This is a genomic window from Isoptericola sp. Y581, from assembly GCF_059445475.1.
Genome location: NZ_JCAIUK010000005.1, coordinates 42,914 through 58,293 on the forward strand (window position 1 = coordinate 42,914; position 15,380 = coordinate 58,293).

A 15,380-nucleotide genomic window follows, 5' to 3' on the forward strand; every position below is an offset into this window, starting at 1 on the left:
CGGTTACATCGATTCAATGGCAGACTCGTGCCATGCGACGACGCACCACACCGGAGTCCTTCGACCCCGCCCAGGTCCGCCCATGGAACGCCGGCATCACCGGCCTCGGCTTCGGCGGCGACTACAACCCCGAGCAATGGCCGCAGGATGTGCGCCTCGAGGACCTCGAGCTCATGCGCGAGGCCGGCGTCACCGTGCTGAGCGTCGCGATCTTCTCGTGGGCCACGATCGAGCCACGCGAGGGCGAGCTCGTCTGGGCCTGGCTCGACGAGACGATGGACCGCCTGCACTCCGCCGGGATCCAGGTGGCACTCGCCACCGCCACCGCGTCGCCCCCGCCGTGGCTGACGCGTCGGCACCCCGAGATCCTCCCCCGGCTCGCCGACGGGACGGTGCTGCACCAGGGCGGCCGCCAGTCGTACGCCGTCACGCACCCCGTGCACCGCGACTACGCGCTGCGCATGACCACCCGCATCGCGGAGCGCTACCGCGACCACCCGGCGCTCGCCCTGTGGCACGTGGACAACGAGATCGGCTGCCACGTGCCGCGCGACTACTCGGACGCCGCCGCGACGGCCTTCCGCGAGTGGTTGCGCGAGCGCTACACCACGGTCGACGCGCTCAACGAGGCGTGGGGCACCGCATTCTGGTCGCAGAGCTACGGGTCGTTCGACGACGTGCTGCCGCCGCTGACCGCGCCCACCTTCGCCAACCCCACCCAGCAGCTCGACTTCGACCGGTTCTCCTCCGACGCGCTGCTCGACTACTACCTCGACCTGCGCGACACCCTGCGCGAGATCACCCCGCGCGTGCCCGTCACGACCAACCTCATGGCCCACGGCACCACCAAGGGCATGGACTACTTCTCCTGGGCGCCCGAGCTCGACGTCGTCGCGAACGACCACTACACGGTCGCTGCCGATCCCGACCGGCACGTCGAGCTGGCGTTCTCCGGTGACCTGGCGCGCAGCATCGCGGGTGGCGACCCGTGGATCCTCATGGAGCACTCGACGTCGGCGGTGAACTGGCAGCCGCGCAACAGTCCCAAGCAGCCCGGCGAGCTGCTGCGCAACTCGCTGCAGCACGTGGCCCGCGGCGCGGACTCGGTGATGTTCTTCCAGTGGCGCCAGTCGAGGGCCGGCGCCGAGAAGTTCCACTCGGCGATGGTGCCGCACGCCGGCCGCGACTCCGACGTCTGGCGCGACGTCGTGACCCTCGGCCGCGCGCTGCGGGCGGTCGGCGAGGTGCGCGGCTCGCGCGTGCGCTCGCGCGCCGCCGTGGTCGTGGACTGGCCGTCGTGGTGGGGGTCGGAGCTCGACTCCCACCCGTCGCAGGAGCTGCGCTACATGGACCAGGTGCAGGCCTGGTACCGCGCGTTGTGGCGGCTCGGCGTCACGACCGACCTCGTGCCGCCGGGCGCCGACTTCGACGGCTACGACCTCGTCGTCCTGCCCACCACCTACCTGGTGAGCGACGCCGACGCCGCGAACGTGGCCGCCGCCGCCGAGCGGGGCGCGACCGTCGTCGTCACGTACTTCTCCGGCATCGTCGACGAGAACGACCACGTGCGCCTCGGCGGCTACCCCGGCGCGTTCCGCGACCTGCTAGGCGTGCGCACGGAGGAGTTCGCCCCGCTGCAGGAGGGCGAGTCGGTGCGCGTCGTGGGCAAGGCCGTGGGCGGCGGGGCCGTCGCGGACCTGTGGGCCGAGAAGACCCGCGTCGCGGAGGGCACCGAGGTGGTGGCGTCGTACGACGACCCTTCGACCCTTCGACGGGCTCAGGACGGCGCAGGCTCAGGACGGCGTGCCGACCTCGCGGGGCGGCCGGCGATCACCCGGCGCGAGGTCGGGGCCGGCCGCGCCTGGTACGTCGCGACGCGGCTCGACGAGCAGGGCCTCGGCGCGCTGGCCGAGCAGCTGGTGGCGGAGGCGGGCGTGGGCCCAGACGTCGTGGCGCCGGCGGGGGTGGAGGTCGTGCGGCGGTGGTCGGACGACGGCGCGACGTCGTGGCTCTTCGCGATCAACCACACCGACACCGACGTGACGCTCGGCACGGCGGGAGCTCCCGTGACGGGCACCGAGCTGCTCGGCGGGACCGTCGTCGACGGCACCCTCACCGTGTCGGCAGGTGCGGTGCGCGTGGTGCGGGTCGGCTGATGGCGCGACCTCGCCGGCGGCGGCGTGCTGGTGATCTCCTGACAACAATGAGGTTGCAGCCCTGCGCACCGAGTTCGTAGGGTGCACGGCAATGGGAACTCTGTGAGCACACCAGCGCCGACGCGCCGAGCAGGTCCGAAAGCACTGCTCCGCGTCGGCGTTCGCGCGCCCACCGCCGGTCACGTTCGTCGACGCCGACGACGACGGAAGGAGTCCCGCCCATGGACCCGTCACAGCTCACCCTCACCGACATCACCCTGCGCTACGCCGACCGCGTGGTGCTCGACCGCCTGTCCCTGACCGTCTCGCCGGGCGAGCGCGTCGGGTTGGTCGGCGACAACGGCTCCGGCAAGAGCACCCTGCTCGGCGTCGTCGCCGGCACGCTGGAGCCGCAGAACGGCAGCCGCGTGGTGCATGCGCCGGGCGGCACCGGCTACCTGCCGCAGGCGGTCGAGCTGCCGGCCGCGAGCACCGTCGCGGAGGCGATCGACCACCTGCTGGCCGACCTGCGCACCCTCGAGACGCAGATCTCCGCGCTCGAACGGACGCTCGGCTCGCTGGACGGCGCCGCGCAGGACGACGCGATCCGGCGCTACGGCGCCCTCACCGCGCGCTTCGACGCCCGCGACGGGCACGGCACGGACCACCGCGTCGACGTGGCACTGCACCGGCTCGGGCTGCCCGGCCTGGACCGCGGACGGCCGCTCGGCACGCTGTCGGGCGGGGAGCGCTCCCGGCTCGCGCTGGCCGCGACGCTCGCCGCCGACCCGGAGCTGCTGCTGCTGGACGAGCCGACCAACGACCTCGACGACGACGCCCTCGACTGGCTGACGGACCGCCTGCGCACCCACGACGGCACCGTCATCGCCGTCACGCACGACCGCGCCTTCCTGACCGACCTCACGACCACGCTCGTCGAGGTCGACGGCGGCATCGCGCGCCGGTACGGCGCCGGTTACGCGGGCTACCTCACGGCGAAGGAGGCCGAGCGCGAGCAGGCGCGGCTCGCGTACGAGCGCTGGCGCGCCGACCTCGGGCGTCAGCGAGGGGTCGTCGCCGCCAACGCGGAGCGGATGGACCAGACCCCGCGCAAGCTCCCCCTGGCCTCGTTCGGGTCGGGCGCGTTCCGGTCGCGGTCTCGCACCCACGGAGCCACCGGCCGCATCCGCAACGCCAAGGAGCGGGTGCGGCGGCTGACCGAGGACCCCGCGGAGCGCCCCGCCGATCGCGCGGAGTTCCGGACCGAGGTCGGCACCACACCGGGCGGCACCGACCGCCCCGGGGCCGACGGGTGGGCGATCGAGCTCCGCGACGTCGAGGTGCGCGGACGCCTCGACGTCCCGTGGCTGACCGTGGCGCGCGGCGAGCACGTGCTCGTGACCGGCGCGAACGGCGCCGGCAAGAGCACGCTGCTGGGGCTGGTCGCGGGAGAGGTCACGCCCGACCCTTCGACCCTTCGGCAGGCTCAGGACGGCGCAGGCTCAGGACGGCGCACCGGCACCGTTCGCGCCGAGGGAGAGGTCGGGCACCTGCGGCAGGCGGGCGCGTTCACCGCCCGCGACGCGCGCACGGTGCTGCACGGCTTCGCCGCGGGCCGCCCCGGGGACCTGGACCAGCACGCCGAGGCGCTGCTCGCTACGGGCCTGTTCCGCCCCGATGACCTGCCGCGGACGATCGGTGCGCTGTCCCAGGGGCAGCGGTCCCGCCTCGAGCTGGCGCGGGTCGTCACGACCACCACGGACGTGCTCCTCGTGGACGAGCCGACCAACCACCTGTCGCCCGCCCTCGTCGAGGAGCTGGAGCGCGCGTTCGCCGCGTTCGAGGGGACGCTCGTGCTCGTCTCCCACGACCGCACCATGCGCGAGCGCTTCCGCGGCCGCCGGCTCGTGCTCGACGGCGGCAGGGTCGTCGCCGACTCCCTCGCTGGTTGAGCCTGTCGAAACTGTCGCCGGTTGAGCCTGTCGAAACCATCGCCGGTTGAGCTTGTCGAAACCAAGGACCCGGGTTTCGACAAGCTCAACCAGCGGCAGCGGACAAGCTCACCCCGCGGCAGCGGACATGCTCACCCCGCGGAGATCGCTCGCCAGCGCAGCTCGAGCGTGCGAGCCTGCGGACGGAGCATCGCCGTCGGCCACACGTCCGGGCCGCAGGCGCGGGAGCCCAGGCCGTGCTGGGCGGCGTCCACGTACAGGTGGTGCTGCGTGGGCGTCGGCAGCTCGTACGGGTGCGCGGCGCGAGCGACCTCGTGCGCGGAGTGCCGGGCGAGCGTGAACCCGGGCAGGCGGCCCTGCGCGTCCCGACGGGCGGTGACCTGCAGCCACGGCCGGCCGTCGCGCTCGAGCACGAGCTCGCGCACCTCGGAGCGGTGCCCCGACTCCTGCGGCCGCGCGTACGGAACGGTCAGGTCGCCGATCCCCGCGCGGTGGCGGCCCACGACGACCGACCCGCGCACGTCGGGGTACGAGTCGTGCGGCCCGAGGCCGAGCCAGCCGGCGCCGTCCACGTCCGTGGGCAGCGCGACGTGCACGCCGACGCGCGGCCACACGTCGTCCCACGCGTCGTTCGGCGTGACGACGACCCGCAGCACCGCCTCGACGACGCCCTCCTTGGACCGCTCGGCCGTCCAGGTCTCCTCGACGTCGAGCGTCGCCCTGCTCTGGGCCGCCGACACGACCCGCCGCACGCGCAGGCGCTCGGGCGTCTCCTCGACGTCGACGGTGCGGTGCACCAGGCGGTCCAGGCCCTGGCGACGCCAGCGCTCCGCGACCGGCGGCGCGGGCGTGCCACGCCACGGCAGGGTGGTCGGGTCGTCCGCGTCGTAGCTGCTCATCGCGGAGCCCTCGTCGTTGTCCGTGGGCGCGCGCCACAGCTCGACGCGCGGCGCGGAGACCACGGCCCCCGCGAGCTCAACAAGCTCCGGCCCGCGGAACGCGACGGGCGCGTCCGCGAGCGCCACGACCGGACGCCGGTGCTCCCGGACGGCGGCGGGAGCCGGCAGCGCCCACTGGTCGCGCGCCACGACGTGCCCGGCGTCGGCCCACGCCGCCTGCTCCCGCAGCACGAGCTCGACGGTGAGGAAGGCCTCGGAACCCGGCGTCACGGCGGGCAGCGCGGCGGGGTCGAGCAGCGTCGTGGTCGCCCGCTCCCCCGCGGCGACCGGCCGCCCGGCGCGTCGACCTGAGCCGGCGCCGTCCTGAGCCTGCGCCGTCCTGAGCCTGTCGAAGGGTCGAAGGGCCGAGGGGTCGCCCTCGACGGCGGCCTTGCCCTCGGCCACCACCTCGCCGTCGTGCTCCACCCGCCAGCGCAGCTCGAGGTCCGCGGTGTCGGCCGTGTGTCGCCGGTTCCAGACCTCGACGACCCCGGAGCCGAGGCCGCCCTGGGTGGTCACGACGGGCCGCACGACGACCGGCCGCTCGACGTGCGCGAACTCCGTGAGGCCGGGGCTCGGCGTGTCGTCGGAGAGCACCATGCCGTCCATGACGAAGTTGCCGTCGTGCACGACCTCGCCGAAGTCGCCGCCGTAGGCGAAGTACTCCACGCCGCGCCGTCCTGAGCCTGTCGAAGGGTCCGGCGTGGTGGTATGCAGGCCGTGGTCGCGCCACTCCCACACGAACCCGCCGTGCAGGCGCGGGTGGGTGTCCACGAGCTCGCGGTACTGGTCGAGGGCGCCCGGGCCGTTGCCCATCGCGTGCGCGTACTCGCACAACAGGAACGGCTTGGAGCGCTGCCGGGCCGAGTCGGCGACGGAGCAGCCGAGCAGCGGGGAGAACGCGTCGTCGCTCCCGATCGACTCCGTCTCCGGAACCGTCGAGTACATCCGCGAGTAGACGTCGGTGTACTCGCCCGCGTAGTCGCCCTCGTAGTGCACGGGCCGTGACCGGTCGCGCCCGTGCACCCACTCCGCCATCGCCGCGAGGTTGCGCCCGGTGCCCGACTCGTTGCCGAGCGACCAGATCACGATGCTGGGGTGGTTCTTGTCGCGCTCCACCGTGCGCCGCACGCGATCCAGATAGGCGTCGCGCCAGCGCGGGTCGTCGCTGGGGTTGCCGACCCAGCCGCCGGCCTCGAAGCCGTGGGTCTCGAGGTCGGTCTCGAGGATCACCCACAGGCCCAGCTCGTCGGCGAGGTCGAGCACCTTCGGGTGCGGCGGGTAGTGGCTGGTGCGGATCGCGTTGACGTTGTGCCGCTTCATCCGCGCGAGGTCGGCCCGGGCGTGCTCCTCGTCGAAGACGCGGCCGCGGTCGGGGTGGGTCTCGTGCCGGTTCATGCCCGAGAAGGTCACCTGCCGGCCGTTGACGAGCAGCCGGTCGCCCACGATCTCGACCCGGCGGAACCCGACCCGCAGCGTGACGGTCTCGCCCGTCGACGTCACGGTCGCCTCGTAGCGCCTCGGCGCCTCGGCCGACCACGGCTCGACGTCGCCCGCCGCGACCGGCGCGACGTCGGCCGCCGTCTCCCAGGTCACGTCGACGCCGAGCTCCGGCACGCGCAGCCGCACCGGGAACGCCCCGTCGCCGGCCCGCAGCTCGGGCACCAGCGTGCCCTCCCCCGTGGCCGGGTCGGTGCCGGGCGTGAAGTCTGCGTCCAGCCACACGTCGTCGAGCGCGCCGACGGGCCGGTGCGCCAGCGTGACGTCCCGGAAGATGCCGGGCAGCCACCACTGGTCCTGGTCCTCGAGGTAGCTGGCCGCCGACCACTGCACCACCCGCACGGCGACCGTATTGACGCCGGGCCGGACCGCCTCGGTGACGTCCAGCTCGTGCGCCAGGCGGCTGCCGGAGGCGGACCCGACCTCCTCGCCGTTCACCCACACCGTGAAGAACGACTCCACGCCGTCGAACCGCAGCAGCACGCGCCCGCCCTCGGTCCACGACGCCGGCACGTCGACCTCGCGGCGGTAGTCGCCCGTGGGGTTCTCGTCCGGCGCGTGCGGCGGGTCCACCGGGAAGGGGAACTGCACGTTCGTGTAGATCGGGCGGCCGTACGCGCCGTCGCCCACCAGCACCCAGTGCGCCGGCACGGGGATCTCCCCCCAGCCGGCCCCCTCCGCGTCGTAGCCCGGCTGGGCGAAGTCGGCCGGCTCCTCGCCGGGGGGCAGCACCCCGTGCGCCCCCGGCGCGCCCGGCACCCCGGGCAGGAGCCGGAACCCCCAGGTGCCGTCGAGGGACAGCCGGGGCGCGTCGCTGGTGAGCGCCGCGCGGGGCGGGTCGACCCGCCCGGACCAGGGCGTCGTGGACTCGTGCGGAAGCGAGAGCAAGGTCATGCAGCCATCATGCTTTGACAGCACCTTCCGTCAGTCCGCCGCGCCAGAACCGCTGGAGCACGATCATGGCGACGGCGAGCGGGATGACCGAGAGCAGGACGCCCCCGGTGGTGAGCTCGTAGAACTCGGGCAGCCGGTCGGTCTGGCTGTTCCAGTTGTTGAGCCCGAGCGTGATCGGGTAAAGGTCCTGGTCGCTCAGCATGACCAGCGGGAGGAAGTAGTTGTTCCAGATGCCGACGATCTGGAACAGGAACACCGTCACGAGCGCGGGCGTCATGATCCGCAGCCCGATGGTGTGGAAGATGCGCAGCTCCCCCGCCCCGTCGATGCGGGCGGCCTCCACCAGCGACGTGTCCACCGTCGAGTCCGCGTAGATGCGGCAGAGGAAGAAGCCGAACGGCGACACGAGCGACGGGATGAGCACGCTCCAGTACGTGTTCGCGAGCCCGAGCTGGCTGAACAGCAGGAACAGCGGCAGCGCCGTCGCCGTCCCGGGCACGAGCACGCCCCCGAGCACGAGCCCGAAGATGAGGTTGCGCCCCTTGAACGCGTACTTGGCCAGGGCGTAGCCGCCGGCTGCCGCGAGGTACGTCGCGAGCAGACCGCCCACGCCCGCGTACAGCACGGAGTTGCCCAGCCAGCGCACGAAGACGCCGTCGCCGTAGGTGAGCACCGCGGCGAGGTTGTCGAAGAGCGCGAAGGTCTCGCCGAACCAGAACCCGTTGGTGCCGAAGAGGTCGTCGGTGGTCTTCGACGCGGCGACGACCACCCAGTACACGGGCACGAGGAAGTAGATCGCGACGACGACGAGGATGCCGGTGACGAGGATCGTGGTGGCGGGACGACGTCCGCCACGCCCGGCGCGGGCCATGCGTGGCGCGTCCACGGAGGGTTCTGCCGGCCGGGCGGAGACGGTGGTGGCGGTCATCGCGAGCTCCTGTTCGTCAGCCGGAGGAAGAGGAAGGACAGCGCGAACGCGACCAGCGCGATGAGCACCGACTGGGCGGCCGCCACGTTGTAGTCGTTGTACGCGAAGGCGGTCGTGTAGGCGGACAGGTTGGGCGTGAACTGCGAGTCGATCGCCGGGGAGACGCTCTTCAGCAGCTGCGGCTCCGCGAAGAGCTGCAGCGTGCCGATGATCGAGAAGACCGTGGTGAGCACCAGTGCGGGGCGGATGAGCGGGAGCTGGATGCTCCACGCCGTGCGCCACGGGCCCGCGCCGTCGACGCGCGCCGCCTCGTACAGCTCGGGCGGGATCGCCTTGAGCTGGGCGACGATGATGAGCATGTTGTAGCCCGCGTACGTCCACGTGACGATGTTCGCGATCGACCACAGCACCGTGCCGGCGCCGAGGAAGTCGGGCGTGAACCCGAACAGGGTCTCGGAGAGGTCGATGATCGGGCTCAGCCCGGGCACGTAGAGGAACGACCAGAGGATGGTCGCGATGACGCCGGGGATCCCGTACGGCATGAAGTACGTCGCCCGGAAGAAGCCGGGCCAGCGCGCCGACGCCGACTCGAGCAGCAGGGCCAGCACGGTCGCGGCGACGATCATCACCGGCACCTGCACGACGCCGAACAGCATCATCCGCCAGATCGACGCGATGAAGTTCCCGTCCTCCAGCGCGATCCGATAGTTCTCGAACCAGGCGAAGCCCGTGGTGACGCCCTGCTCGCCGAACAGGCCGGCGCGGGTGACCGTGGTGAAGCTCTGCCCGATCGCGACGATGATCGGCAGCACGAAGGTCAGGAGGAACAGCACGAGGAACGGGGACACCAGGAGCCAGGGCGCGCGGCCCACGCTGGTGCTGCGCTTGGTGGCGGGCCGCCGCGGGGAGGTGCCGGCATCCGCCGCCGGGCCGGTGGGTGCGGTCTCTGCAGTCTGTCGGGTCGGTGCGGTCATCGGTCCTCCGCCTTCCGGATCGTCAGGCCCTTCTGCCGGAACACCTCGATGGTCCGCACCTCGGCGGCGACGACAGCGTCCACGAGCGTGCCGCCCGTCGCCTTGCCCCGGAACCCGTCGCCGAGGATGTTGAACGTCTGCTGCGTGATGGGCCACCACTGCCAGTCGGGGTTCTGGTCGAGCGTGGCCGGCGCGAACACCTCGGTGTTGTAGCGCTGGCCACCGAAGAACTCGCTCGGTTCCTCCCGCGCGGCGCCGATGTAGTCGCGGGCCGGCGACCAGCCGATGCCCGAGTGCTCGATCATCGCGTCGATCCCCTCCGGGCTCGTCGTCATCCAGACGGCGAACTCCATCGCCTCCTTCGGGTGCGGGGAGTTGGCGAGCACCGCGGCCGTCGACCCTCCGATGAACGACGAGCCGAACCCGTGGTCCCAGCGCGGGGCGGGCGCCACGCGCCACTTCCCCTCGGCCCCGCTCACGCTCTGCAGCAGCGCGTCACCCCAGCTCGCGCCCACCAGGGACGCGATCTGGTCGTGCGCCGCGGCGGCGTACCAGCCGGGGCTGAAGGGGTTGGCGGCCGTGGTCACCAGGTCGTCGTCGATCGCCTTGTCGAAGAAGCGCGCGACGTCCAGCGTGACCTCGTTCGCCATGTCGATGACCCAGCCGTCCTCGGCGCTGTGGAGCCACGTGGCGCCGGCCTGCATCGCGTGCCCGGCGAACACCGACGTGTCGTCCAGCGGGAACGCGTCGATGTAGACGCCGGCCTCGCGGAACGCGGGCGCCACCTCGGCCCACTGCGCCCACGTGGTCGGGACGTCGGCGCCCACCTGGTCGAACAGGTCCGGGCGGTAGTACATCCCCACGGGGCCGGAGTCCTGCGGGATGCCGTAGACGCCGCCGGCGAAGCTCACCTGGCTCCACAGCGTCTCGTCGAACCGGTCGGCGTACTGGGAGACGCCATACCGCTCCAGGTCGACCAGGCCGTTCACCAGCATGAACTCCGGCACGGTCCGCATCTCCACCTGGGCGAGGTCCGGGCCGCCGCCCGCCGCGAGGGCGGAGTACATCTTCTGGTACCCGCCGTCGTTCCCGCCGGGGATCCAGGAGACCTCCACCTGCACGTCCGGGTGCTGGGCGTTCCAGACGTCGGCGACCTTCTGCAGGTCTTTGAGCCACGCCCAGTAGGTCAGCGTGATCTTCTCCCCCGCGGCCGGGACCACCGGCTGCACGTTCACCGAGGTGGTCCCCGGTGTGGCACACGCGGCGAGCAACGCCGTCGTGCCCCCTGCGAGCCCCATGCCGAGGAGCTGCCGTCTCGTGACCTCTTGCATCCGTCCCCACTTCGTCGTGACGTCCGGTCGAGGCGCATGCCTCGGGCTCTCGTGTGAGCGCGCTCACGCTAGCAGCGGGGCCGTCCGCGCGGTCAAGGCCGTCGCTGGTCGAGCTTGTCGAAACCAGCGACGGCCTTGACCGCGGACGGGAAGCCAGGGCGTGCCGGACCCGGCCATCCACGCGTGGAACGGGCCGGCCACGTCGATCTCTTCGGCGCGCACGGGAGTGCCGGTGAACGCGGACTTGTAGGTCGCCGCCGCCAGCTCCAGGCGCGCGTGTCCGCCACCGCCACCGTCAGCGGCGGCGTCCGGCCCTCGACCAGGGCGCGGCAGTGGGCACGAGCTGCGCGAGGTGCCCGCTCGGGCCGCTGTCGACCGAGCGCACGGCGTCGGCCACCCACGCCTCGGCGACGTCGTCGCGGCCCTCGACCGGGGTGACGGTCCAGCTCGAACCGTCGTACCCGTACAGGTGCTCGAGCTCGACGGTCGCGGCCTCGGCGTCGAACCGCAGCCGGGACGTCTGGCGCGGGGGAGATCGCGGAGTTCGTGATCGTCGCCCCACCTCGAAGTACTCCGGCGGCCGGAACCACAGGGTGTCGCACCTGGTTGAGCTTGCCGAAACCGGGTTTCGGCAAGCTCAACCAGCGGAGGTGCGGCGCGTCTCCACGCCCACCACCGCGAGCGCCAGGAGGCCGCCCACCACCAGCGCGAGCGGCGGCAGCATCCAGACGAAGACGACGCACAGGCCCGCCGCGGCGGCGAGCAGCACCGACCCGGTCAGGTCGTCCTGCGCCCGCCGCGCCCCGATCGACAGCGCCCGCCGTACTGTCGAGCCGTCGACGCCCGCCCCTGTGGCGGGCGGTGCGCCGGACCCAGAGGCGGACTCGGCCCAGGCCCCAGCCGCGCGCGCGAGGACGGCGACGACGGCCGCCGCAACGATCGCGACCACCACGGCCACGGCCTCCGCCCCCGGCAGCACCCCGGACCGGGCGAGCTGCCAGTCGAGCGCCAGCAGCAGCGCCACCCCGACGGCGGCCAGGCCCAGGGGCCACAGCGCCCGCACGGCGGCCCACCAGTCGGCCGCGAACCGGGCCACGCCGATGTCGTGACCGGAGACCTGGCGGCGGACGTGCGCCACGCCCGCCGCCAGCGACGGCACCGCGGTGACCAGCAGGACGCTGCCCAGGGCCACGAGCACCCCGGCGAGCACCACCTCGGCGAAGAGGCCGAGGGCCGCCCCGGTCCGCGTCTCGCCGACGCCGCCGGAGCCTCCGCGCCTCCGGCGGCCCTTGCCGTCGGTCGTGCGGTCGCCTCTGCCGTCGCGCCTGCCGCGCCCGTCGTCCCGCCCGGACCCTGTCGGCATCGCCGCTCCCTCCGTCGTCCTGCTCCGCTCCAACGTGCCGGGCGCCATCGTCAGCCCTTGAGGCCTTGGGTGGCGACGCCATCGACGATGTAGCGCTGGAAGAGGATGAAGAAGAGCATCACGGGCAGCAGCGCGAGGACGGCCATGGCCATCTGCGCGCCGTAGTCCGACACGCTGGTCTGGTCGACGTACAGGCGGAGCGCGATGGGCAGGGGGTACATGTCCGGCTTCTTCAGATAGAGCAGGGGGCCGAGGAAGTCGTTCCAGGACCAGATGAACGCGAAGATGCTGGAGGTGATGATCGCTGGGCGCATCAGGGGCAGCATGATCGCGGAAAAGATGCGCACGTGTCCGGCGCCGTCGATGCGTGCTGCTTCGTCGAGCTCTCTGGGCAGGTTGCGCATGAACTGGACCATGAGGAAGACGAAGAAGGCTTCGCCGGCGAGGAACTTGGGCGCGAGCAGCGGGATGAACGTGTTCACGAGGCCGAGCTCGTTGAACATGATGTATTGCGGGATGATCACGACGTGGAACGGCAGCAGCAGGGTGCCGATCATGATCGCAAAGAAGACCCCGCGGCCGGGAAAGCTGATCCGCGCGAACGCGTACGCGCTGATCGTGGAGGACAGCACCACCCCGATCACCGACGCCACGGCGAGGATCATGGAGTTGCCGAAGAAGGTCCAGAACCCGACCCCGCCGATGCCGGACAGGGCGGTGGCGAAGTTGTGGAAGGAGAAGTTGTCCGACCACAGGCTGATGTTCCCGATGATCTCGTTGCTGGGCTTGAACGAGCTGGTGAGCATCCAGGCTGCGGGGTAGAGCACCACGATCGTGGCCGCGATCATCGCGACGTGGAACCCGACCGACCGGGCACCCCGGCGCCGCTTGGCGGCCTGCCGCAAGGACTGGTCGATGTGGGGTCCCGTGGGCGAGCCGGGGATGCCCACGGCCGCGGCCTGGGCGCTCAGCGGCGCGGTGGCCACAGGAGTAGAGGTGTGGGGCGCCGCGCTCATCGGTTGTCTCCGGAGTAGTGGACCCAGACGTTGGAGGTCTTGAACAAGATCGCGGTGATGACTCCCACGACGATCACCAGGACCCAGGCCATGGCCGAGGCGTACCCCATGTCGAACTGGGCGAAGCCCTTGATGTACAGGTAGAGCGTGTAGAACAACGTCGAGTCCGCGGGGCCGCCGGTGCCGCCGGAGATGATGAACGCGGACCCGAAGACCTGGAACGCGCCGATGGTCTCCAGCAGCAGGTTGAAGAACAACACCGGACTCAGCATCGGGATCGTGATCCGCAAGAACTTCCGGATCGGGCCCGCGCCGTCCACCGCGGCCGCCTCGTACAGCTCGGCCGGGACCTGCTTGAGCCCGGCAAGGAAGATGACCATCGGGGCGCCGAACGTCCACACCGCGAGCAGCACGAACATCGGCATCGTCTTGGACGGATCCCCGACCCAGCCGCCGGCCGGGGCGCCGAACAGGTGCCCGATGCGGTCCACGATGCCGTCGTCGATGAACATCGCCTTCCACACGATCGCGATCGACACCGAAGCGCCGATCAACGACGGGGCGTAGAAGATCGACCGATACGCCCCCTGCCCCCGATGCCGCATGTTCAACAACATCGCCACAGCCAACGCCGCGGCGAGCTTGATCGGCGTACCGACCAGCACATAGATCGCCGTCACCCTCGCCGACGTCCAGAACCTCGGGTCGTCGAACAGCTTCACGAAGTTGTCGATCCCGACCCACGACGGCGGCCGGAACAGGTCATAGTCCGTGAACGCCAGATACAACGACGCCACCATCGGGAACGCCGTCAACACCACGAACCCCACCAACCACGGCGACAGGAACGCGAACCCCGCACCCGCCTCACGGCGGCGGCGTGCGCGCCCCCGCTCGGGGGACGCGGGCTGCGTCCCCCGAGGGGCGTCGATCGTCGAGCTCGTCGTCACTGCACTCACGACTACTTCACCGTGCTGTCGGCGAACGAGAACCACTGGGTGACGAACTCGTCCACGGTCAGGTTCCCGTACTGCAGCTCCTCGCTGAGGCGCTTGAACTCGGCCTCGATCTCGCCGAAGCCCTCGACCGGGACGGGCGCGGACTCGGTCACGACGTCCGCGACGTCACCCTCGAAGCCCACGACCTGCTCGTCGATGGAGCCCGGCTCGACGTCCATGGCGTCGATCTGCTCCTGCACCGCCGGCACGCCCTTGGAGGTGCCGAAGATCGTGCCGACCGCGGGGTCGTTGATGAGGAAGTCGATGAGCGCCGAAGCAGCCTCGGGCTGCTCGCTGTTGGCCGACGCCGAGAGCAGCATCGACGGCTTGTAGAACTGCTGGGGGCCGTTGTCGCCCGAGGGCATCGGCAGCATCTGGATGTCTTGGCCGGTCTCGGCGACGTAGCTCGCGAGGAAGTTGTCCCAGCTCGCCTCGCCCGCGACCTCACCCTTGGTGAAGCCGCTCAGCGGCTCGAGCTGCTTGGTCCGCTTGATCGGGAAGAAGGCCTCGGAGCCGCGCAGGTCCTCGCCGCGGTTCAGCCACTCGGTCATCTGGGCCTCGTCGAACCCGAGCTGGCCGTCCGCGGTGAAGGGCTCCACGCCCTGCTGGACGAGCCACTGCAGGAAGAACCAGAAGGTGCCGGTGTAGTCGCCGGAGCCGTAGATCACGGGCTCCTCGCCCGCCCCGCCCTTCGAGGCCTCGGCGATCCAGGCGTCGAGGTCGTCCCACGTGTAGCCCTCGGCGAGCGGCTCCAGGCCGAGCTTCTTCGCGAGGTCGGCGTTGTAGAACAGCGCGAGCGTGTTGGTGCTCGTCGGGATGCCGAACTGACCCTCCTCGATCTGGCCCGACGCCAGCAGCGAGTCGTCGACGCCGTCGAGGTCGAGGTTCACGCCCTCCTGGCCGTTGAGGTCCAGCAGCTGGCCCGTCGCGCCGTACTGGCGCAGGTACGACAGGTCCATCTGCACGACGTCGGGCAGGGCGCTGCCGGCGGCCTCGGTGGCGCGGGCCACCCAGAAGTCGTCCCAGGCCTGGAACTGCGTCTGGACGGTGATGTTGGGGTGGGCCTCCTCGAACGCGTCGACGGCCTCCTCGTACTTGCCGGCCCGGTCGTCGTCGCCCCACCACGCGAGGGAGATGGTGATGTCCTCGTCGGTGCTCACCTTCTCGGCGGAGCCCGGGTCCATGGCCTCGGGCCCGCTTCCGCAGGCCGTGAGGGTGAGGGCGACGGTGACCGCCGCCGCGGCCGCGCCGGCGGCCTTGCGCGTGATCCTCATGTGAGCCTCCTCGCTCGTCGATCGTCAATGATCGTCGGCGACGAGGACGCCTCGTTGACCCTCGCTGGCCGTCGACT

11 protein-coding genes are annotated in these 15,380 nt (G+C 71.8%); 2 read left to right on the forward strand and 9 right to left on the reverse strand.

The window, feature by feature from the left end; genetic code table 11:
• Positions 1-32: 32 nt before the first annotated feature.
• Positions 33-2,156, forward strand: coding sequence for a beta-galactosidase (locus tag AC1C2W_RS10680; protein WP_495413076.1), 2,124 nt, complete (start codon positions 33-35; stop codon positions 2,154-2,156).
• Positions 2,157-2,377: 221 nt separating this feature from the next.
• The gene (locus AC1C2W_RS10685) at positions 2,378-4,087 is read left to right on the forward strand and encodes an ABC-F family ATP-binding cassette domain-containing protein (RefSeq protein ID WP_495413077.1); all 1,710 of its coding nucleotides are present in this window, start codon (positions 2,378-2,380) and stop codon (positions 4,085-4,087) included.
• Positions 4,088-4,218: 131 nt separating this feature from the next.
• On the opposite strand, the gene AC1C2W_RS10690 is transcribed toward AC1C2W_RS10685, so the two are convergent.
• From AC1C2W_RS10690 to AC1C2W_RS10730, 9 genes are all read right to left on the reverse strand, one after another.
• Complete coding sequence (locus AC1C2W_RS10690) at positions 4,219-7,419, reverse strand: glycoside hydrolase family 2 TIM barrel-domain containing protein (protein ID WP_495413078.1); 3,201 nt, start codon at positions 7,417-7,419, stop codon at positions 4,219-4,221.
• Between the two features lie 7 nt (positions 7,420-7,426).
• The gene (locus AC1C2W_RS10695) at positions 7,427-8,347 is read right to left on the reverse strand and encodes a carbohydrate ABC transporter permease (protein ID WP_495413079.1); all 921 of its coding nucleotides are present in this window, start codon (positions 8,345-8,347) and stop codon (positions 7,427-7,429) included.
• Complete coding sequence (locus AC1C2W_RS10700) at positions 8,344-9,321, reverse strand: carbohydrate ABC transporter permease (RefSeq protein WP_495388845.1); 978 nt, start codon at positions 9,319-9,321, stop codon at positions 8,344-8,346. Before AC1C2W_RS10700 ends, AC1C2W_RS10695 begins: the two co-directional genes overlap by 4 nt.
• On the reverse strand, positions 9,318-10,652 hold the full coding sequence (locus AC1C2W_RS10705) for an ABC transporter substrate-binding protein (RefSeq protein ID WP_495413080.1): 1,335 nt from the start codon (positions 10,650-10,652) through the stop codon (positions 9,318-9,320). The genes AC1C2W_RS10700 and AC1C2W_RS10705 overlap by 4 nt, the downstream gene beginning before the upstream one ends.
• A gap of 295 nt (positions 10,653-10,947) precedes the next feature.
• On the reverse strand, positions 10,948-11,214 hold the full coding sequence (locus tag AC1C2W_RS10710; RefSeq protein ID WP_495413081.1) for a hypothetical protein: 267 nt from the start codon (positions 11,212-11,214) through the stop codon (positions 10,948-10,950).
• Positions 11,215-11,289: 75 nt separating this feature from the next.
• Entirely contained in the window at positions 11,290-12,015 is a 726-nt protein-coding gene (locus AC1C2W_RS10715; RefSeq protein WP_495388847.1) for a hypothetical protein, read from the reverse strand.
• A 50-nt stretch (positions 12,016-12,065) separates the two neighbouring features.
• Entirely contained in the window at positions 12,066-13,031 is a 966-nt protein-coding gene (locus tag AC1C2W_RS10720; protein ID WP_495413082.1) for a carbohydrate ABC transporter permease, read from the reverse strand.
• Positions 13,028-13,981 (reverse strand): carbohydrate ABC transporter permease, encoded by a 954-nt coding sequence (locus tag AC1C2W_RS10725; RefSeq protein ID WP_495389134.1) that lies wholly within the window; start codon positions 13,979-13,981, stop codon positions 13,028-13,030. Before AC1C2W_RS10725 ends, AC1C2W_RS10720 begins: the two co-directional genes overlap by 4 nt.
• An 11-nt stretch (positions 13,982-13,992) precedes the next feature.
• The gene (locus AC1C2W_RS10730) at positions 13,993-15,303 is read right to left on the reverse strand and encodes an ABC transporter substrate-binding protein (RefSeq protein WP_495413083.1); all 1,311 of its coding nucleotides are present in this window, start codon (positions 15,301-15,303) and stop codon (positions 13,993-13,995) included.
• Between the last annotated feature and the right edge of the window lie 77 nt (positions 15,304-15,380).

Bases quoted from the DNA above. Each gene is read 5' to 3' on its own strand.
- AC1C2W_RS10680 (WP_495413076.1), top strand. From the start codon at position 33: ATGCGACGACGCACCACACCGGAGTCCTTCGACCCCGCCCAGGTCCGC.
- AC1C2W_RS10685 (WP_495413077.1), top strand. From the start codon at position 2,378: ATGGACCCGTCACAGCTCACCCTCACCGACATCACCCTGCGCTACGCC.
- AC1C2W_RS10690 (WP_495413078.1), bottom strand. From the start codon at position 7,419: ATGACCTTGCTCTCGCTTCCGCACGAGTCCACGACGCCCTGGTCCGGG.
- AC1C2W_RS10695 (WP_495413079.1), bottom strand. From the start codon at position 8,347: ATGACCGCCACCACCGTCTCCGCCCGGCCGGCAGAACCCTCCGTGGAC.
- AC1C2W_RS10700 (WP_495388845.1), bottom strand. From the start codon at position 9,321: ATGACCGCACCGACCCGACAGACTGCAGAGACCGCACCCACCGGCCCG.
- AC1C2W_RS10705 (WP_495413080.1), bottom strand. From the start codon at position 10,652: ATGCAAGAGGTCACGAGACGGCAGCTCCTCGGCATGGGGCTCGCAGGG.
- AC1C2W_RS10715 (WP_495388847.1), bottom strand. From the start codon at position 12,015: ATGCCGACAGGGTCCGGGCGGGACGACGGGCGCGGCAGGCGCGACGGC.
- AC1C2W_RS10720 (WP_495413082.1), bottom strand. From the start codon at position 13,031: ATGAGCGCGGCGCCCCACACCTCTACTCCTGTGGCCACCGCGCCGCTG.
- AC1C2W_RS10730 (WP_495413083.1), bottom strand. From the start codon at position 15,303: ATGAGGATCACGCGCAAGGCCGCCGGCGCGGCCGCGGCGGCGGTCACC.